Source organism: Candidatus Solincola tengchongensis, from assembly GCF_015711935.1.
GTDB classification, from domain to species: Bacteria; Actinomycetota; Geothermincolia; order Geothermincolales; family RBG-13-55-18; genus Solincola_A; species Solincola_A tengchongensis.
Genome location: NZ_JACVJJ010000056.1, coordinates 1 through 21,897 on the forward strand (window position 1 = coordinate 1; position 21,897 = coordinate 21,897).

Annotated in this window: 22 protein-coding genes; 21 read left to right on the top strand and 1 reads right to left on the bottom strand. The window is 64.2% G+C overall.

The genetic code is table 11. The features are described from left to right. Window positions 1-175: 175 nt before the first annotated feature. The 6 genes from H7007_RS04810 to H7007_RS04835 all read left to right on the top strand — a co-directional run bounded on the left by H7007_RS04810 (window position 176) and on the right by H7007_RS04835 (window position 6,145). Window positions 176-310 (top strand): hypothetical protein, encoded by a 135-nt coding sequence (locus tag H7007_RS04810; RefSeq protein WP_287153503.1) that lies wholly within the window; start codon window positions 176-178, stop codon window positions 308-310. Between the two features lie 301 nt (window positions 311-611). Continuing rightward, window positions 612-1,856: a glycosyltransferase family 4 protein gene (locus tag H7007_RS04815; protein ID WP_287153505.1), complete on the top strand. Its 1,245-nt coding sequence runs from the start codon at window positions 612-614 to the stop codon at window positions 1,854-1,856. A gap of 322 nt (window positions 1,857-2,178) precedes the next feature. Then, window positions 2,179-3,141 (top strand): inositol monophosphatase family protein, encoded by a 963-nt coding sequence (locus H7007_RS04820; RefSeq protein ID WP_287153506.1) that lies wholly within the window; start codon window positions 2,179-2,181, stop codon window positions 3,139-3,141. Between the two features lie 10 nt (window positions 3,142-3,151). Then, window positions 3,152-3,787, top strand: a complete 636-nt coding sequence (locus tag H7007_RS04825) for a LysE family transporter (RefSeq protein WP_287153508.1) — start codon at window positions 3,152-3,154, stop codon at window positions 3,785-3,787. A 719-nt stretch (window positions 3,788-4,506) separates the two neighbouring features. After that, window positions 4,507-5,070: a LemA family protein gene (locus tag H7007_RS04830; RefSeq protein ID WP_287153509.1), complete on the top strand. Its 564-nt coding sequence runs from the start codon at window positions 4,507-4,509 to the stop codon at window positions 5,068-5,070. A 97-nt stretch (window positions 5,071-5,167) separates the two neighbouring features. Then, window positions 5,168-6,145, top strand: coding sequence for a M48 family metalloprotease (locus H7007_RS04835; protein WP_287153511.1), 978 nt, complete (start codon window positions 5,168-5,170; stop codon window positions 6,143-6,145). A gap of 9 nt (window positions 6,146-6,154) precedes the next feature. On the opposite strand, the gene H7007_RS04840 is transcribed toward H7007_RS04835, so the two are convergent. Next, entirely contained in the window at window positions 6,155-6,730 is a 576-nt protein-coding gene (locus H7007_RS04840; RefSeq protein WP_287153512.1) for a hypothetical protein, read from the bottom strand. Window positions 6,731-7,362: 632 nt separating this feature from the next. On the opposite strand from H7007_RS04840, the gene H7007_RS04845 reads away from it, so the two are divergent. From H7007_RS04845 to secF, 15 genes are all read left to right on the top strand, one after another. After that, window positions 7,363-8,082, top strand: coding sequence for a hypothetical protein (locus H7007_RS04845; protein WP_287153514.1), 720 nt, complete (start codon window positions 7,363-7,365; stop codon window positions 8,080-8,082). Window positions 8,083-8,190: 108 nt separating this feature from the next. Beyond that, window positions 8,191-8,448 carry a DUF6448 family protein gene (locus H7007_RS04850; RefSeq protein ID WP_287153516.1) on the top strand — a complete coding sequence of 86 codons (258 nt, stop codon included), beginning with the start codon at window positions 8,191-8,193 and terminating at the stop codon, window positions 8,446-8,448. 11 nt (window positions 8,449-8,459) lie between these two features. Further along, window positions 8,460-8,720, top strand: a complete 261-nt coding sequence (locus H7007_RS04855) for a DUF6448 family protein (protein WP_287153517.1) — start codon at window positions 8,460-8,462, stop codon at window positions 8,718-8,720. Between the two features lie 527 nt (window positions 8,721-9,247). Continuing rightward, window positions 9,248-10,132 carry a pyridoxal 5'-phosphate synthase lyase subunit PdxS gene (gene pdxS / locus H7007_RS04860; RefSeq protein WP_287153519.1) on the top strand — a complete coding sequence of 295 codons (885 nt, stop codon included), beginning with the start codon at window positions 9,248-9,250 and terminating at the stop codon, window positions 10,130-10,132. Between the two features lie 246 nt (window positions 10,133-10,378). Continuing rightward, window positions 10,379-10,978: a pyridoxal 5'-phosphate synthase glutaminase subunit PdxT gene (gene pdxT / locus H7007_RS04865; protein ID WP_287153521.1), complete on the top strand. Its 600-nt coding sequence runs from the start codon at window positions 10,379-10,381 to the stop codon at window positions 10,976-10,978. Between the two features lie 23 nt (window positions 10,979-11,001). Continuing rightward, window positions 11,002-11,757, top strand: a complete 756-nt coding sequence (locus H7007_RS04870) for a YebC/PmpR family DNA-binding transcriptional regulator (RefSeq protein WP_287153523.1) — start codon at window positions 11,002-11,004, stop codon at window positions 11,755-11,757. A gap of 12 nt (window positions 11,758-11,769) precedes the next feature. Further along, window positions 11,770-12,300 carry a crossover junction endodeoxyribonuclease RuvC gene (gene ruvC / locus H7007_RS04875; protein WP_287153525.1) on the top strand — a complete coding sequence of 177 codons (531 nt, stop codon included), beginning with the start codon at window positions 11,770-11,772 and terminating at the stop codon, window positions 12,298-12,300. Between the two features lie 647 nt (window positions 12,301-12,947). Then, entirely contained in the window at window positions 12,948-13,547 is a 600-nt protein-coding gene (gene ruvA, locus H7007_RS04880; protein ID WP_287153527.1) for a Holliday junction branch migration protein RuvA, read from the top strand. A gap of 384 nt (window positions 13,548-13,931) precedes the next feature. Next, the gene (gene ruvB / locus H7007_RS04885) at window positions 13,932-14,981 is read left to right on the top strand and encodes a Holliday junction branch migration DNA helicase RuvB (protein ID WP_287153529.1); all 1,050 of its coding nucleotides are present in this window, start codon (window positions 13,932-13,934) and stop codon (window positions 14,979-14,981) included. A 299-nt stretch (window positions 14,982-15,280) separates the two neighbouring features. Next, window positions 15,281-15,895 carry an epoxyqueuosine reductase QueH gene (locus H7007_RS04890; protein ID WP_287153530.1) on the top strand — a complete coding sequence of 205 codons (615 nt, stop codon included), beginning with the start codon at window positions 15,281-15,283 and terminating at the stop codon, window positions 15,893-15,895. Between the two features lie 151 nt (window positions 15,896-16,046). After that, window positions 16,047-17,141, top strand: a complete 1,095-nt coding sequence (gene queA / locus H7007_RS04895; protein WP_287153531.1) for a tRNA preQ1(34) S-adenosylmethionine ribosyltransferase-isomerase QueA — start codon at window positions 16,047-16,049, stop codon at window positions 17,139-17,141. Window positions 17,142-17,212: 71 nt separating this feature from the next. Next, the gene (gene tgt / locus H7007_RS04900; protein WP_287153532.1) at window positions 17,213-18,325 is read left to right on the top strand and encodes a tRNA guanosine(34) transglycosylase Tgt; all 1,113 of its coding nucleotides are present in this window, start codon (window positions 17,213-17,215) and stop codon (window positions 18,323-18,325) included. A gap of 41 nt (window positions 18,326-18,366) precedes the next feature. After that, window positions 18,367-18,756, top strand: coding sequence for a preprotein translocase subunit YajC (yajC, locus tag H7007_RS04905; protein ID WP_287153533.1), 390 nt, complete (start codon window positions 18,367-18,369; stop codon window positions 18,754-18,756). A 267-nt stretch (window positions 18,757-19,023) separates the two neighbouring features. Further along, window positions 19,024-20,412 (top strand): protein translocase subunit SecD, encoded by a 1,389-nt coding sequence (secD, locus tag H7007_RS04910; RefSeq protein WP_287153535.1) that lies wholly within the window; start codon window positions 19,024-19,026, stop codon window positions 20,410-20,412. Then, the gene (gene secF / locus H7007_RS04915) at window positions 20,412-21,602 is read left to right on the top strand and encodes a protein translocase subunit SecF (RefSeq protein ID WP_287153537.1); all 1,191 of its coding nucleotides are present in this window, start codon (window positions 20,412-20,414) and stop codon (window positions 21,600-21,602) included. The genes secD and secF overlap by 1 nt, the downstream gene beginning before the upstream one ends. Window positions 21,603-21,897: the final 295 nt, after the last annotated feature.

Sequence of the window (21,897 nt, forward strand, 5' to 3'; positions counted from 1 at the left end):
CGGGAACCCTCGAACGGAGTGGGGAAAAGGGAGGAGAACGGCGATTGAGCTCCTGGGGTAGACGGGTTTTCGAGGATTTCATCCGCCGCGACCCCACCCAGTGGCACATGTTCCAGCCCATCTTCGGAAAGCGGGAACCCTCGAACGGAGTGGGGAAAAGGGAGGAGAACGGCGATTGAGCTCCTGGGGTAGACGGGTTTTCGAGGATTTCATCCGCCGCGACCCCACCCAGTGGCACATGTTCCAGCCCATCTTCGGAAAGCGGGAACCCTCGAACGGAGTGGGGAAAAGGGAGGAGAACGGCGATTGAGCTCCTGGGGTAGACGGGTTTTCGAGGATTTCATCCGCCGCGACCCCACCCAGTGGCACATGTTCCAGCCCATCTTCGGGAGGAATGGAGAAGGGGCCGGGCGGAGGGAAGAGGAGAACCCTGGGGCCGGGCGGGGAGGCGGGAGTTGGTCGACGGTTGGTGGCCGTCGGGCCGGTGCGGTCGGCCCTTTGAGACATGAATCTGCCCCTGACACTGGGTCGCCGGGATAGGACCGACCGGCGGGAGAGGGAAAAAGGGCGGCCGGAATAACGGGCGAGGTTGGGAGAAGTTAGAGGAGAACATGAACATCTGCCTGGTTTCCCCGTACTCATGGGATGTTCCGGGAGGGGTCAACCGCCACGTGGGACAGCTGGCCGCGTGCCTCAGGGAACGAGGGCACCGGGTGACCGTCCTGGCCCCCGGGGGCCGGGCAAAAGAGGGATTCTATTCCGCCGGCCGCTCCTTTCCCGTTCCCGCCAACCGCTCGGTGGCAAACATCTGTTTCGGGCCGGGAGTGGCGGCCCGGGTGAGGAGGTTCCTGGCCTCCGCGGATTTCGACCTCCTCCACCTTCACGAGCCCCTCATCCCCAGCGTGTCCATGCTGGCCCTTCTCTATTCCCGGGCGGCCAACGTGGGGACCTTCCATGCCGCCCGGGAGGGCGGGAGCCTGGGTTACTTCCTGGCCCGCCCCGTCCTCAAGCCCCTGGCGGAGCGCCTCCACCTGCGGACCGCGGTGAGCCGGGCGGCAGTGGAGCTGGTCTCCCGTTATTTTCCCGGGGAATACAGGATTCTACCCAACGGGGTGGACACCCGCCGCTTCAACCCCCGAGGTGTCAACCTTTTCCAGTTAACGGAGAAAGCACACCTAACCGGGAGAGGGTTTCCCGGAGCCGCCGCAGGAGAAGGGGGGAGCACCGCCTCGAGAGATGGGGGCAAGGGAGGGGAGGAAGGGTTCGCCGGAGGGATGGAGGGCTGCCTGCCCGAACCGAAGCTCCCCCAGCTGGACGGCGATGCCTTCTACCTCCTCTTCGTGGGCCGGGAGGAGCCGCGGAAGGGGTTGCAGGTCCTCCTCGAGGCCCTCCCCCGGGTGAGGCGGAACCATCCCCAGGTGCGCCTCCTGGTAGTGGGGGCGGAGGGTGGCGGACGGAAGGTGGAGGGAGTGACCTGGCTGGGACGGCTGCCCGACGAGCTTCTCCCCGCCGCCTACCGGACGGCGCGGATCATGGTCGTCCCCTCCCTGGGACAGGAGAGTTTCGGCATAATCCTCCTGGAGGCTATGGCCTGCGGGGTCCCCGTGGTGGCCTCGGACATCCCGGGGTACCGTTACGTGGTCAGGGAGGGAGTAGAGGGCCTGCTGGTGCCGCCCGGAGATGCCGAGGCCCTGGCCTCGTCCATCGCCGCCCTGGTCACGGACGAGGGTTTGAGGAGTCGCCTGGCGGAAGCGGGCAGAAGGAGGGCGGAAGAATATTCCTGGGAAAAGTTGGTAACAAGTGTCGAGGAGGCCTACGGAGAGGCCCTCAGGGTCAAGCCCTCCCGGTGCGCATGAACCCCGAGAGGGCGGTTGGCGGACGGGGCTGGGATGGGATGAATCCCTATGCCTTCCAAGCGACATGACCAGCGGAGGGGTTCGAGGAAGCCCGCAGTGAGGATCTCAGCGCGGGGATTACCCGTATGAGAGGGAAGCGCGAGTCCGGAGCGCGACCAGTGTGGACGAGTTACCATGCTTCCTGTAGAGGCCGACGGCTGGGCGGGCAGGCCAGGCGGTGGCCCTAGAGGCATGGCCTTCGGAGATGCGGAGCGGAAAGAGGGATTTCGGGGAAATACTGGGATAAGAGCCCGAGGAAGGTCGGAACGAAGAGAGGCAGGAGATGAGGCTGGACGAGGTCGAGGCTATCAGCAGGGAGATGGCGGAGGAGATCCGGGGGTTGGTGCGCCCGCGGTTGGGGATGAAGGCCTCGCGCAGCATGGAGGGCAGGGGGGCCAGCGGCGATTCCACCTTCAGCATAGACGAGGACGCTGAACGACTGCTGGAGGACAGGCTGCGGGAATACCCCGAGGTGGCCTTCTTCTCCGAGGACCGGGGGCTGGTTGGGGAGGAGAGGGCGGAATGGGTACTGGTTGTGGACCCCATCGACGGCACCCGCCCGGCAGCCGCCGGCCTGGAGGCCTGCTGCGTCTCCGTGGCCGCCGCGCCCTTCCGTCCAGGAGGGAGGGAGTCGGCGACCCTGGGGGACGTGGTCTACGGTCTGATAAGGGAGATAAAGAACGAGGCCCGCTTCGAAGCCTGGAGGGGAGGCGGGGCCGCCATGTACCTGGAGGGGGAGAGGCGGGAGATAGTCATACACCCCCACCATGACCTCTCCACCCTCTTCTGGACCCTGGGTTTCCGCGGAAGGCCCGCTCTTCCCACCGTGCTCGTCCTGGAGGAGCTCATCGACGTCTCCAGCGTGGACGGGGGACTGTTCGACCTGGGAAGTGCCACCTTCTGCATCACCCGGCTGCTCACCGGGCAGCTCGACGCCTACGTGGATGTGGGAGACCGCATGCTGCGCGAGGTCCCGGAGCTCGAGGAGATGTTCCTCCGCGTGGGCCACGGCCATCCCCTCAACAACTCATCCTATGACCTGGCGGCGGCCAACCTCGTCGCCCGCGAGGCGGGCCTGGTGATAACCGACGCCTTCGGTAATCCCCTGGACGGTTATCCTCTGCTGCTCTCGGGAAGAGCGGGACAGCTCTCTTGTGTGGCTGCCGTCTCCCCCGACCTGCACGCGGCGATACTGCGATGTATAGAGCGGGGGATGGAGCGCATGCGGGCTCACTACGGATGGTGAGGTGGCCGCCGTGAGCCTACTCTCCATCTTTTTCATATCCCTGGGGGTGGGCCTCTCCGGAGCCCTGATGCCCGGGCCGCTGCTCACGGTGACCATCACCGAATCCTACCGGAGGGGCTTCATGGCCGGGCCCCTCCTGGTGGCGGGTCACGCCGTGCTGGAGGGCACTCTGGTCGTGCTCCTGGTGCTGGGCCTGGACAGGGTGATCGGGAACGGCGTCTTCTTCGGGGTGGTGGGGGTGGCCGGGGGAGCTTTCCTCTTCTGGATGGGGCTGGGGATGGCCATCGAGGTGCGGGACGGAAAGCTCAGCCTCGATCTCAGTGACCGGGGGAGCGCGCGCCTGGGCCCCTTTGCTGCCGGGCTTACCACCAGCCTCTCCAATCCCTACTGGTCGCTGTGGTGGGCCACCTTCGGGCTCAGCTGGCTCCTGCGCTCCATGGAGAGGGGGCCCGCGGGGGTCCTTTCCTTCTACAGCGGCCACATCATGGCCGACGTCCTCTGGTATTTCCTGGTGGCCTTCCTGGTGGTCACGGGAAAGAGGTTCATCTCCGACCGCGTTTACAACTACGTGATCCTGGCGTGCGGTGCCTTCCTCATCGTGCTGGGGGCCCGCTTCGCCGGGGACGGGCTGGCTCACCTGCTCTGACGACGTTTCGCCGGCCTCGACGTTTGCTCCCGAAAAGAGCCTCGCCCCGGTCATATGAGCGGTGCGGAGAAAAAGGCGCCTACGGCAAGAGGTCGGAAGATCTCGGGCCCCGTCCGCCTCGGCCCGTGAAGGCCCGGTGCGGTGGGAAGTATGCCTCTGCGCGCAGGCCCCTCATCCTCCGTGGAGTCTTATATAGGGTTAAGTGCACGCACGCTGGTGTGGTGTCGCTCATCCTCTCCCCGATTCGCTTTTTACGGATTGGAGGGATCGGATGGGCGCATGGAAGCATGGAAGCTATAGCTATGCTTCCCGTCCATCCCCTGGCGGATCAAATGAGCCGGTACGGGTAAGAAGAGGCCTCCTTTCGGGCGGCTAAGGAGGGAGGACGGGGATGCCCCCGGATGGCCCCCAAGCCAGATAATACGTCAGTGTGGATGGCGTGTGCGCGGTATCGAAAGGCGGAAACTCCGGATGCCGGAACTGAGACGGGTTTCCGGGCGTCACAGTGGAAGGTATGCCGAGAAATGCGGGCCCGGATGTCCGGCGGTAAAGGATGGCTATGGTTCTACCGAGAAGTTGAGTGTGGTCGTCGTCGGGCCTGTCGGTGAGGGATAGGATATTATAATGGCGACTGACGAGAAGAGGTTTTATGGGCGCTTCGGGGCCGGGAGGCTTGGGGCCCGGCCATTGATGTGAAGTGGGAACAAAGGAGGTCTCTCATGGTGGCTTTCCTAGTGGTCATCGCCGTCCTGGTATTTCTGTTCATAATGTGGTTCGTGTACTACTACAACAAGCTGGTGCGCGAGCGCAACCGGGTGGATAACGCCTGGCACCAGATCGACGTGCAGCTGAAGAGGAGGTACGACCTGATACCCAACCTGGTGGAGACGGTGAAGGGGTACGCGGCCCACGAGAAGGAGGTCTTCGAGAAGGTCACCCAGGCCCGGGCCATGGGCATCAACGCCCGCACCGTGGGCGAGCAAGCTCAGGCGGAGAACGCCATCACCCAGGCCCTGAAGACCCTCTTCGCCGTGGCGGAGAACTATCCCGACCTCAAGGCCAACCAGAACTTCCTCATGCTCCAGGAGGAACTGGCGGGGACGGAGTCCAAGATCGCCTTCGCGCGACAGTTCTACAACGACAGCGTGATGGCCTACGACACGGCGCGCCAGAGGTTCCCAGGCAACATCGTGGCCGGGATGTTCTCGGGTACCTTCACGCCCCGGGAATATTTCGAGATAGATATCGCCGCGGAGCGGGAAGCCCCAAAGGTGCAGTTCTGAGGCGAGACCGCGGCGCGTTGGCCGCCAACCCGGGGTGGGGAGGGCGGTGTTCGGAAAGGGGCCTTATAGGTCTCGAGCAGGTCCGAGGTGATGGAGGATGACCTTTTACGACCAGATAAGCAAGAACAAGTGGAAATCCGCTTTCCTGGTGTCCCTCTTCATAGCCTTCATCCTCCTGTTGGGTTTCTTCGTGGGCTATATATGGGGGCCGGAACGGGCGCTGGTGGGGCTGATCATCGCCACCGTGGTGGCGACCATCATGGCATTTACCAGTTATTACCACAGCGACAAGATAGCCCTGGCCGCCGCGGGGGCCAGGCCGGTTACCAAGGAGGAGTTCCCTTATTACGTGAACACCGTGGAGGGACTGGCCATCGCCGCCGGGCTTCCCATGCCCCGCACCTACGTAATAGAGACCCCGGCCATGAACGCCTTTGCCACCGGAAGAGACCCGGAGCACGCGGCCATCGCCGTGACCACGGGCCTCCTTGAGAGGTGCAACCGCCTGGAGCTGGAGGGGGTCATAGCCCACGAGATGTCCCACATCAAGAACTACGACATCCGCCTTATGAGCATGGTGGTGGTTCTGGTGGGGTTGGTGGTCATCTTCTCCGAGGTGCTCTTCCGCATGTTCCTCTTCGGGGGAGGCGGAAGGAGGCGCCAGGGGGGCGGCGAGGGTGAGGGAGCCGGGGTGATCTACCTGGCCCTAATGGTCCTGGGGCTCATATTCCTCATCCTCTCGCCCATCATTGCCCAGCTCCTGCAACTGGCCATCTCCCGCCGCCGCGAGTTCCTGGCCGACGCCAACGGGGCCATGCTCACCCGCTATCCGGAGGGACTGGCCAGCGCCCTTGAGAAGCTGACCCGGGAGGCCAAACCCTTCCCGCGGGCCAGCAAGGCGACGGCGCACCTGTTCATCGTCCAGCCCTTCCGCAAGGAAGGAGGGGAGCGCATCCACCGCCGCTCCAGCATCTGGGATACACACCCGCCGGTGGAGGAACGCATCCGGCGCCTGCGTGCCATGGCCGGGATGGAGGGCATGTACACCCAGGCCCAGATGGAATCCCGGGCCTGACCCTTCACCTCAGGTGGTATCCCGCGCCTCGTCCTCACGGGCGGTTCCCGTTTCCGAGGCCGTGGCGCGGGAGCGGGCTCGCCAGGCGGAGAAGAGGATCCCTCCCGTATCCATGAAGGCGTCAGTGATCTGGTCTTTGAGGTTGGTCCATACCAGTGATTTCAGCCCGGGAATCAGCTTCTGTATCTCCTCCTGGATCCCGTTTCCCATGCACAGGACGAAAGACGCCGTTGTGGGATTCACGTATTTGCCCACCCTTTCGGGAAGTCTTCTGGCCAACCTGTCCAGATAGGGGTAGTACTCGTTGGAGAGGGTCAGGAGCTCGCGGGAGAGGTAGCCGAAGAGGAAATGGGAGAGGGGGTTGAAGGGGGTAAGGTTTATATCCCTGGCTCCCAGCAGGTTGGAGAGGAAGACGCTGCATCCCACCGTGGTCCAGAGAAGAGCGGACACGGTCCTGTTCCCCCTGAAGAGAGTGTAGTGCAGCATCCCTCCCAGGCGGCGGAAGAAGGAGAGGTTTCCATCCCTCACCATCCTATAGGTACCGTACAGGATCAGGAAAAGGGTCACGCCGAGGAATATGAGCATCCTTGACCTCCCGGTGCGCGTCCGCTGTTGGTCCGGTGCCGTTTGGCCGGAATCGCAGTCCGGGCAAAGCATACACGCGTATGGATGGTACTCCGGCCCGGCCGCCCGCAAATGTCGTCCAACCTGACGGTGAATATTTTACACGATTTTGTCCACTGCAAAGGAGCCGGTTGCCGCGGCGTGAAGGTTTAATCGGCCTCCAACCGGGATAAGCTTTTCGTTGGCGGGGATGATGGGGTGAAGATCGGCTTTCAGGAAAACAGGTGGTTTCCGACCTTGCGGAAGAAGGGGGGTGGACGGAAGGACGCCAGCGATATTTTGCGGCTGATTCGGGCCTTATAAAAGAACGTATGGACATGCGGTGGCGAGGTCCTCCTCGGTATAGCGAGGAGATATTCTCCGAATGACCTGTAGGTAGGGGTAAAAAGACCGTCAAACTCGCAGGGGGCACTTCTTTGGTGTCTTAATGGCGTTGCCGGGAGAGCTTAACGGTTTTCGAGTAACCACCGCAGCCATGCGCGGACGTTGGTCCATCGGAGACAACGAGTTGGAGCCGGGGGAGGTATAGAGAAGTTTAAAAAAGGGCTACCGCAGAGATCCGGGGGCCAGGGAGATGACGAAGGAGGTCGGACATGAGAAGGAAGCGACGTGGAATCGCGCCGGCGGGTGAGCGGAAGGAATGGCCGATCACGGCATGGGTGTGCCTCCTGTGCTCACTCCTGCTCCTGTGGAGCGCCGCCCTTCCCCTACTGGGCTGCGGAGGAAAGGAGAAGGAAGCGGCCACGGAGGAAGAGGCCGTGGAGGAAAAGCCGACGGAGGGCGGTGAGGAGGCGAAACCGGAGATCCCCGTGGAGGAGGAGGAGTCGAGCGTGCTCCCTGAATCCGGAGGAGCCACGGAGTTCAAGCTGCAGAACCAGTCCATAGGTTCGGGTGGGGTCATGACCAATCTCCAGTTGACGGACATATACTGGCAGGACCACGGCGACTTCTTTCGCATCGTTTTCGAGTACCGGAGAAAGGACGGTAAGGAACCCGACAAGATCCCCAACGTGAGCACCTTTTACGGGGGTGTGCCGGGCAACGAGGAGTACTGGAACATCTATATCCACCCGAACGACATCCTCATCGGGGACATGAAGGTGCCCACCTTTGCCGCCGAGGGCGTGCCGGTCAGCCTGGGGAATCCCATCGTCCAGACCATGGAAAGGGTGCCTACCGCGGACACGGAGAACGTGGCCTTCCTGGTGAAGTGCACCTATAATCCCGCCCATCCGGGGATATCCTCGCGGCCCCATCGCCTGCGCTACCAGACCCACCCCATGCGGATCATGGTGGACATCCTAAAATACTGATTCCAAGCGTCGTTCCGATTTTCGCGAGGAGGCCAAGAGTTCCCGGCACATGGTGTGGAGCATTATGATCCATCTCTTCTGTAAGTACATCGACATGGTTTAAAGGAGGTGGCGTTGATAGCCCCCCACTGTGATACCATGGACGGCCCCGTGGTGACCGCCGCCCGCAGGGCTCTTGAGGAGGAGAGGGTAAACCTCATGCTTCCATGGGTAGGGGAGGAGGAAGAGGAGCTCGGGCAGGCCTTTGAGGGGGCATGCAGGATAAGGAAGGTGGGAGGTGAAGCGGCGGAACTGGCGGACCTGTGGTTTTCGACACTGCAGTGCGTCTTCACTGAAAAGGCGAAGGGGCCTCAAACACGGGCCTGAAGCCAGCTGGATTGGACCGGGGTCCGGTCATACCACTTGCCGAAAGGGCGGTGGAGAGAGGAGACCCAATAGAGCTCATAATCTTAATCCTCTCCTCGGTCGAGGAGGAATTGCGGAAGAGGTTCCAAACCCTTATGGACGCAAGAGGCCATGAAGAGGACGATGTGCCGGCGGCGAGGGCTTATGTGCGGGCGATGCTGGGGTTTGAGCTCTACGCCGCACATCTCTTTTCCTTCATCACGGGATCGGAAGAAGGGGGCGAGGGCAGCTAGATGCCTTGCAAGCGTTGAAAAGAAGTCAGGATTCTTAAAGCGGGCACGTGTACAGTGCGAGACCTCGGCAATGCGGGGGATAAAAAAGATTGCTGTGTTTGCACCGTTTTGGCCGGACCCTGGCCTTCACGCGGTTCATGAGCGTACATGCGGCATTTGGGCTTGCCTCTCCCGCACCGATTAGCGCTTCGAGGGAGGGACATCTTTTAACTTCCCCGCGATATCCGCCGATGCCTTGGCCCGCGAGCGTGTCGCTGGCCGGAAGCGTGGCCTTGGGCCAAGCCGCCTCCGATGATCCACGGCCCTGGAGAGGGGACGGGTGTTGTTCCCCCTCCGTCAAGTCTTTCCACCGGATGTCCGTACATGTCTGTTCGTTTCATCGCATGGGCAGTTGTCCCTCAGGCAAGGAAAAGGCGGCCGCCTTTCGGATGGACTCGCGCATGGTTTATATTTAAATCGTGGACGCACGAGGAGTAAGTACCCGGAGGGGGCTCTGGGGATAAACCTGGTCTGGAGGGACCTGAGAGATGGTGGAAAAGGGAACCTTACGCGTGAAGACCGGCCTGGCGGAGATGCTCAAGGGCGGTGTGATCATGGACGTCACTACCCCGGAGCAGGCCAAGATCGCCGAAGAAGCGGGTGCTGTGGCGGTGATGGCCTTGGAGAGGGTCCCCGCGGACATACGCGCCGCCGGGGGCGTGGCCCGCATGGCCGACCCCAGCGTCATCGAGGCCATCATGGAAGCGGTGACCATCCCGGTGATGGCCAAGGTGCGCATCGGCCATTTCGTGGAGGCGCAGATACTGGAGGCCCTCGGCGTGGACTACATCGACGAGAGCGAGGTGCTCACCCCGGCGGACGAGAAGCACCACATCGACAAGTGGCGGTTCACCGTCCCCTTCGTCTGCGGGGCCATCAACCTGGGCGAAGCCCTGCGGCGCATCGGAGAGGGAGCGGCTATGATCCGCACCAAGGGGGAGGCGGGCACAGGCAACGTGGTGGAGGCCGTGCGGCACATGCGCACCATCAACGAGGAGATAAGGCGCCTTACCGTCACCCCCAAGGAGGAGCTCATGTCCGTGGCCAAGGAGATGGGGGCTCCCTACGACCTGGTGTGCTGGGTGGCGGAGAACGGGCGACTGCCGGTGGTCAACTTCTCCGCCGGGGGGATAGCCACACCCGCGGATGCCGCCCTCATGATGCAGCTCGGAGCGGACGGAGTCTTCGTGGGTTCGGGGATCTTCAAATCCGAGGACCCGGCGGCTCGCGCCAGGGCCATCGTCCTCGCCACCACCCATTACAACGACCCCAAGATACTGGCCGAGGTGTCGCGGGGCCTGGGCAAGGCCATGGTGGGCAAGGAGATCTCCGAGATCGGGCGGGAGAACCTCATCCAGTTCCGCGGTTGGTGAGCGTCTGTCCCGAGGGGAGAGAGCCACGGGTCTCCCTCACCGACCGGGAGAGCCCTCCCTTGAGGAGTCTATGTCGCGGGCGTGTAGAGGGAAAACGGGCCGGGATGGAGAATGCCGCTCGAAGGGTCGATCCCGGGAAGGCCTTTTCCCAGCTTGGGAAAGAGGTCCTAGGGGTGGCGGTGAGGGGCCGCCTCCCCGGCGGCGAGAGTTGGTTTACGGTGAAGGAACAAAAGGAGTGGCGATAGGTTGACGAAGAAACCGACTCTGGGCGTGCTTGCCCTCCAGGGCGCGGTGCGCGAGCACCTTCAGATGATCGAGAGATGTGGAGCTCGAGGGATCCCGGTGAAATATCCCCCCGAGCTCCACCTGTGCCAGGGATTGATCATCCCCGGCGGCGAGAGCACCACCATGGGGAGGCTGATGACCACCTACGGCTTCCTGGAGGAGATAAGGGCCCTGGTCGGCGAGGGCATGCCCATCTACGGGACCTGCGCGGGAATGATCATGATGGCGCGGCGGCTGGTGGAGGGCGACCAGCCGCTTCTGGGGCTAATGGACATCACCGTGCGGCGCAATGCCTACGGAAGGCAGGTGGACAGCTTCGAGGCCGATATACCGCTCCGGGACATCGATGAGGCGGAGAGGCCCTTCCGGGCGGTGTTCATCCGCGCCCCATGGATCGAGTCCGTGGGTCCCGGGGTGAGGGTGCTGGGCGAGTTCGACGGGCGGGCGGTGCTGGCCGTCCAGGACCGCATGCTGGTCTCCGCCTTCCACCCCGAACTGACGGGGGACGACAGGATACACCGCTATTTCCTCCGGCTGGTGGAGGAGAGGGTAGCGGGTTGAGGATGCCGGGATAGGAGGAGGAGATGTCGGGACATTCCAAGTGGTCTACCATCAAGCATAAGAAGGCCGCGGAGGACGCCAAGCGGGGACAACTCTTCAGCAAGCTCTCACGGGCCATCATCGTAGCCGCCCGGGAGGGAGGGGGCAACCCGGAGACCAACATAGCCCTGGCCAACGCCATAGAGAAGGCCAAGAGCTATTCCATGCCCAAGGAGAACATAGAGCGGGCCATAAAGCGTGGGACCGGGGAGGGCGCCGCGGAGGAGTTCGAGAAGATAACCTATGAGGGATACGGCGCCAATGGGGTAGCCATCATGGTGGACGTGATGACCGACAACCGCAACCGCGCGGCCTCGGACATCAGGCGCATCTTCAGCCGCACGGGGGGGAGCCTGGGCACCACCGGCTGCGTGGCCTGGATGTTCGAGAAGAAGGGAAACATCATCGTGAACAAGGACAGCGGCGTGGACGAGGACGCCCTGCTGGAGACGGCCCTGGAGGCGGGGGCCGAGGACATGAACACCGAGGACGACCACTACGAGATCATCACCGACCCCGAGTCCTTCCGGGGAGTGGTGGAGGCGCTGGAGAAGGCGGGGGTGGAGATAGCCTCCGCCCAGGTGACCATGCTCCCCAAGACCACGGTGAAGCTGGACAAGGAGGCGGCCAAGAAGGTCCTCAAGCTGGTGGACGCCCTGGAGGAATACGAGGACGTGCAGGAGGTCTACGCCAACTTCGACATCCCGGACGACATCCTGGCGGAGATAGCCGAGGAATAGGGCCGGTATCTCATGATCATCATGGGCATCGACCCCGGCCTGACCTCCACCGGGTACGGGGTCATCGAGAAGCGGGGCACCCGCCTCCGGGCCCTGGGCTTCGGGGCCGTCACCACCTCGTCCCGAGACGACCTTTCCGCACGCCTGGAAGAGATATACCGCCGGGTCAAGGAGCTCATCACCGAGTACCGGCCGGACCTGGTGGTGGTGGAGGAGCTATTCTTCAACACCAACGCCCGCAGCGCCATGGTGGTGGGGGAAGCTCGCGGCGGGATCATCCTGGCTGCGGCACACTGCGGGGTGCCGGTGGAGGAGTATACCCCTCTCCAGGTCAAACAGGCCCTGGTGGGGCAGGGGAGAGCGGACAAGCGCCAGGTCGAGTACATGGTCAGGGCTCTGCTGGGCCTGGAGGAGGGGGTGGGCTCCTCGCACGCCAGCGACGCCCTTGCCCTGGCCATCTGCCACGCCCACCGGGAGAAACTGGAGCGGCGCTTGGGCGGACGATCCCCGAGTAGGAGAGAGGAGCGGCGCGGGGAGGGCTGAGCTTACGAGCCGCCCCGGACGACGGTGCATCCTCCGCGGGATGGACGGATAGGTCCACCGCCGTATCTAAATCAAAACGACGCTTTAACTGACCGTTTTCCCCACGGGCAGGAAACCGTGGGGGATGACCTCCGGGATGTCGGGGGGGCGAAAAGGAGATGGCGGGACACCGTGCCACAAGGTGAGCAGGCTAAAGGGGTTAGTGACGGAACGGCGCAGGCAGGTCGGAGAAACGGCACCGCGAAGGGCGCAGGGATAAAGCGCCTCTTGAGAGGGGCATGGAGACGAGACGCGAGGGACATGGGACGAGGCGGGTGGGGAGTGGATGGCGTGAAGGTGCGGGCAGGCTGTAGGGACGGTACCCCGGAGTGCGCGCGGTGAAGGCGTTGTAGGGGGATCCTGGCATGGGCCGGCGAAGGGCATAGGCCTGGTGGAGCATGAAAAGCGGATTCGCGAAAGCAGGCCGGAGGGGTTTGGCCGTAGAAATAAAGATATAGTTTAAGGAGTTTAGGGATGCGAGGCGAGAGAGAAAGGCCGCCGGGAGGCGCCTTGCCCGGGGACGGAAACAGGCCGTGCCGGCGGACCCGTGCCCCCGGAGGGCGGGAACGGGTGGAGTGACGGGCGGCCGTCGGAAAGCGGTGTGTGGGATGATAGATTTCGTCGAAGGCACCCTGGTGGAGAAGGGAGAGGACCATGCGGTCATCGGAGTGGGCGGGGTTGGCCTGACCCTGTTCGTCTCCGCCAACACCCTGAAGAGCCTTCCCCCAGCGGGGAAAAGGGTCCGCCTTTACGGGCACCTCTACGTCAAGGAGGACGTTCTGCAGCTCTTCGGCTTCCGCGACCGCCGGGAAAGGCAGCTCTTCCTCTACCTCCTGGGAGTGACGGGCATAGGCCCCAGGGCGGCCATGTCCTTACTCTCCGCCTATGACCCCGACACCCTGGTCCGGCTGGTGGCCATCGGCGACCTGGAGGCGCTCACCGCCGTGCCCGGGGTGGGGAAGAAGAGCGGGCAGCGCATCATTCTGGAGCTAAAGGACAGGCTGGCCCCACTGGCCGGTGACCTGTCCGGGGTGGGGAGCGGTGCGGAAGGATCGGACCTCCTTCGGGAGGCCCGCGAGGCCCTCAAGGGGCTGGGGTACACCGCCGCGGAGGCCGGTCGTGCCCTGGAGGGATACCGTTCCGAGGACCCGCGGCTGGAGGACATGATAAAGTACGCGCTCCGCCGCCTGGGAGGTCAGGAAGCTTGAGGAATAATTTACCATCCTCGAAGGAAGTGAGGCGGTGAGGGGAGGAGAAGGGCCGAGATTGTCCCGGAAACCGCCGGCAAGCTCGGAATCCCCGCTCCAGTGTCTTTCGTGCCTGGGGCTTTCCGTGCAACGGCGATGGTGTCCCCTACCCTCGAGGAGTTCGAGGATGGAATCTTCTTCCAGATCAGCTCGAGACCGGTCCGTGCATCTCGGCGGCGGTCTTTGGGAGGCGGAAAGGGCGGGACAAGAGGCCGATGGGGTTGCAGGCGGCGGAAAACGGCGCGCGGGAAGAGGGCGCCTCGCCTTCCCGGCGTGCCTGTCGTCGGAGGGCTTTAAATTAGGGAGAGGCGAGGCGGGAGCGGACCCCATACGGATGTGATGGAGATGGCGAAAAGGGAAGACGACAGGGGCGCCGTTCCGGGTGAGGAGCGCCTTCTGGACCCGGAACCCCGGGAGGATGAACGGGAGCTGGACCTCACCCTGCGGCCGCGCTGGATAAGCGAGTTCGTGGGCCAGGACCGCATACGCGAACACCTGGAGATCTTCATCCGCGCCGCCAGGGAGAGGAAAGAACCCCTGGACCACGTGCTCCTCTCCGGCCCCCCGGGTCTGGGCAAGACAACTCTGGCGGGGATAATCGCCAACGAGATGGGAGTCTCCTTCCGCCAGACCTCCGGCCCGGCACTGGAGAGGGCGGGGGACCTGGCCTCCATCCTCACCAACCTGGAACCCGGAGACGTTCTCTTCATCGACGAGATACACCGCCTCAACCGCGCCGTGGAGGAGGTCCTCTACCCGGCCATGGAGGACTTCCAGCTGGACATCGTCATCGGCAGGGGCCCGGCGGCGCGCTCCATCCGGTTGGACCTCCCCCCCTTCACACTGGTGGGGGCCACCACACGGGCCGGCCTTCTGACCTCCCCCCTGCGCGACCGCTTCGGGGTGCAATGTCGGTTGGACTATTACGGGGTGGAGGAGCTGAAGGCCATCGTCCTGCGCTCGGCTCGCATCCTGGATGTGGACATCGACGAGGAGGGGGCCTACGAGCTGGCCCGCCGCTCGCGGGGCACCCCGCGCATCGCCAACCGACTTCTGCGCCGGGTGCGGGATTACGCCCAGGTCAGGGCGGAGGGGAGCATCACCTACGAGGTGAGCCGTCGCGCCCTGGCCCTCTTCGAGGTGGACGAGATGGGGTTGGACAAGGTGGACAAGCTCATCCTCACCACCATCATCGAGAAGTTCAACGGCGGACCGGTTGGGGTGAACACCCTGGCCGTCTCCGTGGGCGAGGAGATCGATACCCTGGAGGAGGTCTACGAACCTTACCTCATGCAGATAGGCTTCATGCAACGAACGCCCCGGGGGCGGGTGGCCACCGAGCACGCCTACCGTCACCTGGGCTTGGAATCCCGCCGCGGTGAGACCCTGTTCTGACGGCCGCGTTCCTGAGGGCCGGAGGCGCCACTCCTGACATGCGCGTCCTCCTTAAGGTAAGCTTTTGTCGGAAAATGCGGGACGGCGTGAGCCTTGGAGCCCGTTCCCGTCACGGCCATCCGCTATCCGCTTCGAGGGACTCGCGGTGAGAGGGGGATCCCGGTCCGTGGAGAAAGGGGTTCGAGGAGAGATGGCTTGGGGAGCATCACAGGGAGGAGGCTCCACGACCTCCTGTGTCGGTGCGGGGTTTGCCCCGGCCAGGGGGAACGTGCCCGGGGGTCGACGGGGGTGTGGAAGACATGAGCGGGAGAAGGCTGCTCCTTGATGCCTGTTGCGGTCCCTGCGCCCTGGCGGCCCAGCGACTCCTGGATGCCGGAGGCCGCGAGATACACTATCTCTTCTACAACCCCAACATCCATCCTTACCGCGAGTATCGCAACCGGCTGGAGGCTTTCGAGGCGCTTATGGCGGAGACGGGCTCCGAATACACGGTCCTGGCCTACGAACCGGAGGAGTGGATGAGGGCGGTGGCCTACAGGGAGGAGAGCCGGTGCGAGATCTGTTACCGTCTGCGCCTGAGGAGGGCGGCGGATTTTGCCCTGGAGGAGGGGATGGAGGCCCTTTCCACCACCCTCTTCGCCAGCCCTCACCAGGACCACACCCTCCTGGAGTTCCTGGGCACCTCCATATCCCGCAGCCGGGGACTGGAGTTCGTGGTCTGGGACGGGAGGGAGGTCTACCGTGAGGTGCTCACCGAGGCTCGGGAAAGGGGCATGTACACGCAGCCTTACTGCGGCTGCCTCCTGAGCGAACGCGAACGTTACGATCGTTCCCTGCGGGAAAGGCTGAAGGGAAGGCGGGAGGGAAGGGAGGGTGGTGGAGGTATGAGCGGAGGCCCCTGCCCCGGGGCGTGAGGGGAGAAAAGCCCACCGGCCTCGTGTTTCATGAAGGCCCGCCCCGCTTTTCCGGGGAGGCTTGGCGGGGGCGGGCCGCGTTGTGGCCCGCTCCATCCCCGACGCCTTGAATATACAGTGATGCTGGTGGGGAGGGGGCGAGAAAATCGATATGCGCGTTGACCTCTTCGACTACCGGCTGCCGGAGGAGCTCATCGCCCAGAGGCCTCTGGAGGACCGCGGGGCCTCGAGGATGCTGGTGGTGGACTGCGAGTCGGGGTCCATCGAGCACCGGCTCTTCCGCGAGTTCTCCACCCTGGTGGAGGAAGGGGATTGCGTGGTCTTCAACGAGAGCCGGGTGCGGCGGGCGCGCCTGCGGGGGTTAAAGGAGGGAAGCGGGGGAAGGGTGGAGGTCCTTCTCCTGCGTACCAGGGAGGACGGCACCTGGGAGGCACTGGCCCGGCCGTTCCGGCGTTTGCGCGAGAGGACTCGCATATCCTTCGGCTCCGGCGAGCTGGTCGCGGAGGTGGTGGAGAGGGTAGGAGAAGGCCTGGTGCTGTTGCGGCTGGAGACCGTTCTCCCCTGCGGAGTGGAGGAGGCGGTGGAGAGGCTGGGAGAGGTGCCCCTTCCGCCTTACATAAGGGAGCGGCTGGAGGACCCCGAGAGGTACCAGACGGTGTACGCCCGCCGGGTCGGCTCCGCCGCCGCGCCCACGGCGGGGCTGCACTTCACCCCCGCCGTCCTGGAATCCCTCCGCAGCAGGGGAGTACGGCTGGCATTTTGCCGCCTGGACGTCAGCCTGGACACCTTCCGCCCCCTGACCTGCGCGGAGGTGGAGGAACACCGCATGCACAGCGAGTACGTGGAGGTGGGAGAGGAGGCCTGCAGGGAGATAAACGCCGCCCGGAAGGAGGGCAGAAAGGTCGTCGCCGTGGGCACCACGGTGGCCCGGGCCCTGGAGAGCGCCGCCTCCCCCGGAGGGATGAGGCCCTTCCGCGGGCAGACGGAGCTTTATATCTATCCGGGATACCGTTTCCGGGTGGTGGACTGCCTGCTCACCAACTTCCATCTGCCCCGTTCCAGCCTCCTGGTCATGGTCAGCGCCTTCGCCGGCCGGGAGCTGGTTCTTGAGGCCTATCGTCGGGCGGTGGAGAGGAGATACAGGTTTCTGAGTTTCGGCGATGTGTGTTATTTTCACTATCCCCACGGCTGGCGTCCGCCGGGACAAGTCCGGGAATCTTGCGGCGGTTCGGCCGCACCCGGCTGATCGCCGGGCACATCCGGCCGGGATCGGAGCCGGCCGCCCGGCGGAGGACGAGGAAAGGAGGAAGCGTTCCCTTGCGCTTCGAGGTACTGTGCCGGGACCCCCAGACCATGGCCCGCGTGGGGAAGCTGGCGACTCCCCACGGGGAGGTGCTCACCCCCACCTTCCTGCCCGTGGGGACCAGGGGGGCGGTGAAATCCATGGCCCCCTGGGAGGTAGCGGGTATCGGCTACCGCATGATCCTGGCCAACACATACCACCTCTATCTCCGGCCCGGGGTGGAGGTGATCAGGGAGGCGGGAGGCCTGCACGCCTTCATGGGATGGGAGGGGCCCATCCTCACCGACAGCGGCGGTTTCCAGGTCTTCTCCCTCTCCCCCACCTTCCGGGTGGAGGAGGACGGGGTGCGTTTCCGCTCCGTGTACGACGGGAGCGAACATTTCCTCACCCCGGAGGCGGCGGTCCGGGTGCAGGAGGACCTGGGTTCCGACGTGGCCATGATCCTGGACCACTGCGTGGCCTATCCGGCGACCCGGGAGGAGGTGGAGAAGTCCGTGGAGACCACCCTCCGCTGGGCGGAGAGGTCCCTGCGGGCTCGCGCCCGCGAAGGGCAGGCCCTCTTCGGGATAGTGCAGGGAGGCGCCTATCCGGACCTCAGGGCACGGAGCGCGGAGTTGACCGCCGGGCTGGACTTCCCGGGTTACGGGATCGGCGGGCTCTCGGTGGGAGAGCCCAGGGAGGATATGCTCCGCTGCCTTGAGGTGCAGTCGGCCATCCTCCCCGAGGACCGGCCCCGTCACCTTTTGGGCATCGGGGACCCGGAGGGGATCCTGGAGTCGGTGGCTCTGGGTATGGACCTCTTCGACTGCGTGCTCCCCACACGCATGGCCCGCACGGGGGTGGCCTTCACCCGGGAGGGCAAGCTCAACCTGCGCCACGCCCGATATGCGGAGGACCTCCGAACCCTGGAGGAGGGCTGCCCCTGTCCGGCATGCCGGAACTTCACCCGCGCCTACCTGCGCCACCTCCACCGCGTCAACGAGATGCTGGCCCACCGCATGCTCACCTGGCACAACCTCACCTTCATGCACCGCCTGCTCCTCGATTGCAGGCGAGCGATAGAGGCTGGTAGAATGTTGGAGTTAATCCGGGAATGGAGGGGATGGAGCTCGCGCCACCCGTCGTGAACCCGGTATCTATATGGTAATTTCTGGGAAGGAAGGTGAAGATGAACTCCTTGAACGCGTCCATAACCCTGGCGGCGCAGGAAGGCTCCACAGGCTGGATCTCCCTCCTCTTCATCGCCGGCCTGATCGTGCTCTTCTACTTCATGCTCATCCGGCCCCAGCAGAAGCGCATGAGGCAGCAGATGGAGCTCATGAAGAGCCTGCGGGTGGGCGATGAGGTGATGACCTCGGCGGGCATCTACGGGACCATCAGCGAGGTGGAGGAGGATACCGTCCTTTTAGAGGTGGCCGAGGACGTGGATATCCGGGTGGCCAAGAGCGCCATCGTCAAGGTCTTCACCCCACACGGAGAGGAGGCCGGAGAGGAGACGGACGAGGGGTCCCCCGCGAAGGAAGAACCGGAGGACAAGGGGACGGAGGGCGAGGAATAACGTGCCCCGGAGCGTGGTCCACGCCTGGGGAACCGGCGACCTTCGAGGATTTCGCGAGAGAAGCCGGCGATCGGGATTGAGTACACTCGAGGTGAGGTTCGCATATTCCGGCCCCGGATCCGTCGGAGAGCCGGAGGCGTAAACGTCGCTGGGAAGAGCGCCTGCCGCAGTCGCTGCGCGAAACCGTTCCCCGGAGCCCAAGGAGGCGGGAGGCGCGTTTTCGACCGCGAAGGAAAAGGCTTTTCTGACCATATCGGGAGGTAAGCGGTGAAGACCGGAAGGTCCCTGTGGATGCTGGCAGTCGTGGTCCTGGTCCTCGCGGCTATGTACGTGCCCGTCCTGGTGGGCGGGTACGGGCCGAGGCTGGGGCTGGACCTCCAGGGAGGCATCAGCGTGACCCTTCAGGCGCTGGGGGAAGCGGACGCGGCCAAGATGGAGAAGGCCGCCGAGATCGTGCGGCGCCGGGTGAACGCCCTGGGACTCACGGAGCCGGTGGTGGCACCGCAGGGGAACAACAGGGTCCTGGTGCAGATCCCCGGTGAACAGGACCCCGACCGGGTGCTCAAGATCATAGGAAGCACCGCTCAGTTGCAGTTCCGGGAGGTCCTGGAGATCATCTACCCGGGGAGCGAGAACTACGACACCACGGAGGTCACCGCCGTCAACCCGGAGGACCTCGAGGCCTACCAGGCCCTAAAGGACCAGGAGATCGTCCTGGAGAAGGAGGGCAAGAACGGGGAGGTGCTCAAGGTCCGCCTGGGTCCCACCCGTCTCACCGGGGACATCATCGATAACGCAGATGCCGCCGTGGACCGGGAAAAGGGAGGCTATAAGATCGACTTCCAGCTCACCTCGGAGGCGTCACCGCAATTCGCCGCCCTCACCAAAGAGATGCTGGGAAAGCAGCTGGCCATCGTCCTCGACTATCACCTCGAGTCCTTTCCCACCGTGCAGTCGGAGATAACCGAGGGCCGCGGGGAGATAACCGGGGACTTCAGCCGCGAGGAGGCCCGCGACCTGGCCATGGTCCTCAAGATGGGGGCCCTCCCCGTGGAGTTCGACCCCAACCCGCTGGTGGAGAACGTCAGCGCCTCCCTGGGCCGGGACTCCCTGCGGCAGGGGCTCATCGCCGGGATAGTAGGCCTGATACTGGTGGCCGTCTTCATGCTCTCGGTGTACCGGCTGCTGGGGGTGGTTACCTGTTTCTCCCTGGTCATCTTCGGGCTGCTCATGTTCGGGATAATCTCCCTCCTGGGCCGCTACGTGCACTGGTCACTCACTCTGGCGGGCATCGCCGGCGTGGTCGTATCCATCGGCATATCCGCCGATTCCAGCGTGGTCTTCTTCGAGAGGCTCAAGGAGGAGGTGCGGGAGGGGAAAACGGTGCGCTCCTCGGTTGACCGCGCCTACCGCTCCGCCTTCCGCACCATCATCGCCGCGGATGCCGCTACCTTCATCACCGCTTTCATCCTCTGGATACTGGCCATGGGCCCGGTGAAGGGCTTCGCCTTCACCCTGGGGCTGGCCACCCTGCTGGACGTGTTCATATCCTACTTCTTCACCCGCCACGCCGTGCTCCTGCTATCCAGGCTTGATGCCTACAACCGGCCCCGCCTGGTTGGAGTGGGAAGGGAAGTCCTGGGGAGTGAGGGCTGATGTATATACGGGGAAGGGAGATCAAGTACAACCTGGTCGGAGGGAAGGCCTTCTCTCCCCCCAACCTGTACTGGTTCGGATTCTCGGTGGCGCTCATCGTCATCTCGGTGGTTGCCCTGGCGGTCATGGGGCTTAATCTGGGGATCGAGTTCAGGGGCGGTTACCTGGTGAAGCTGCGGCTGGACAACCCCGTCGACCTGGGTGAGGTCCGCGGCATGCTGGCGGAGGCCGGTGTCGCCGGGCTGGAGAAGTCCATCCTGCAGGCCGCGGAAGACAACCGGGTGCTCATCCTGCGCATGCCCTACATCGAGGATTCTCAGGTCCGGAAGCAGACCATCGATCGCCTCAATCAAGAGCTGGACCGGGCCTACGGGATCTCCGAGATACTCCAGGAGGAACAAGTAGGCTCGGAGTGGGGCCGCGAGGTGAGCCAGAAGGCGGTCATCGCCCTGGCGGTCTTCCTGGCCGTAATCCTCGTCTACATCACCTTGCGCCTGGAGTTCAAGATGGCGGTGACGGCGATCGTCGCCCTGATCCATGACACCCTCATCACCGTGGGCATCTACGCCCTTACCCGGAGGCAGGTGACACCGGTCACGGTGATCGCCTTCCTCACCATCCTGGGATATTCGCTCTACGACACCATCGTGGTCTTCGATAGGGTGGAGGAGAACACCAACCTGTTGGCGCGCAGCGGGAGGATGACCTTCGCCGGGATCGTCAACGAGAGCGTCAACCAGACCCTCATGCGCTCCATCGGCACCACCCTGACTACCCTGCTGCCCATCATCACCATCCTTGTCTTTGGAGGGGAGACACTCAAGGATTTCGCCTTCGCCCTCTTTCTGGGGGTCCTGCTGGGAGGATACTCCTCCATCTTCATCGCCAGCCCCTTGCTGGCCATATGGAAGGAGAGGGAACCGCGCTACGCCGCGGTGCGGGAGAGGGTGGACCTCAAGGGGGCAAGGGAGGCCATCCTCATCACCATGCCCGCAGCCCGGTCGGCTGGCGGAGCGGCCCCCGCCGCAGATGAGGCGGAGATCGCAGCCGCCAGCGAGACCTCCGGGACGAGGGAGAGCGAGAGGGCGCGTAAACCGGCAACGGTAAAGGGCGGGGGCGGCACTCCGCGCAAGAAACCCACTACCAGGGGCCCGTCCGGGGGCAAGAAGAAGAAAAAGAAGAAGAGATAAACCCCTACCGACCGGCCCCGCCCTTGACGGCGCGTACCTCTCCCCGGGACCGCGCTCCGTCCGCGTTGCGCCTCTTGCCAAAGCGAGAGGCGCAACGCGGTACGCGGATACCTCCCGCGCCCGGGTATTCCCCCTCCCGCCGCACGCGGGTGAGCGATGCCCCCTCACCCTTGCCGCCCGCTCGTCACGTGGCTATTTTCGTGCTCGAGCCAAAGGCGGACCGTGGGAGCAGCGGAAAACACGCGTGGTGGCAACTTATCCTCACCCCCTCCGTCGTTGCCGCGGGGATGGAGCG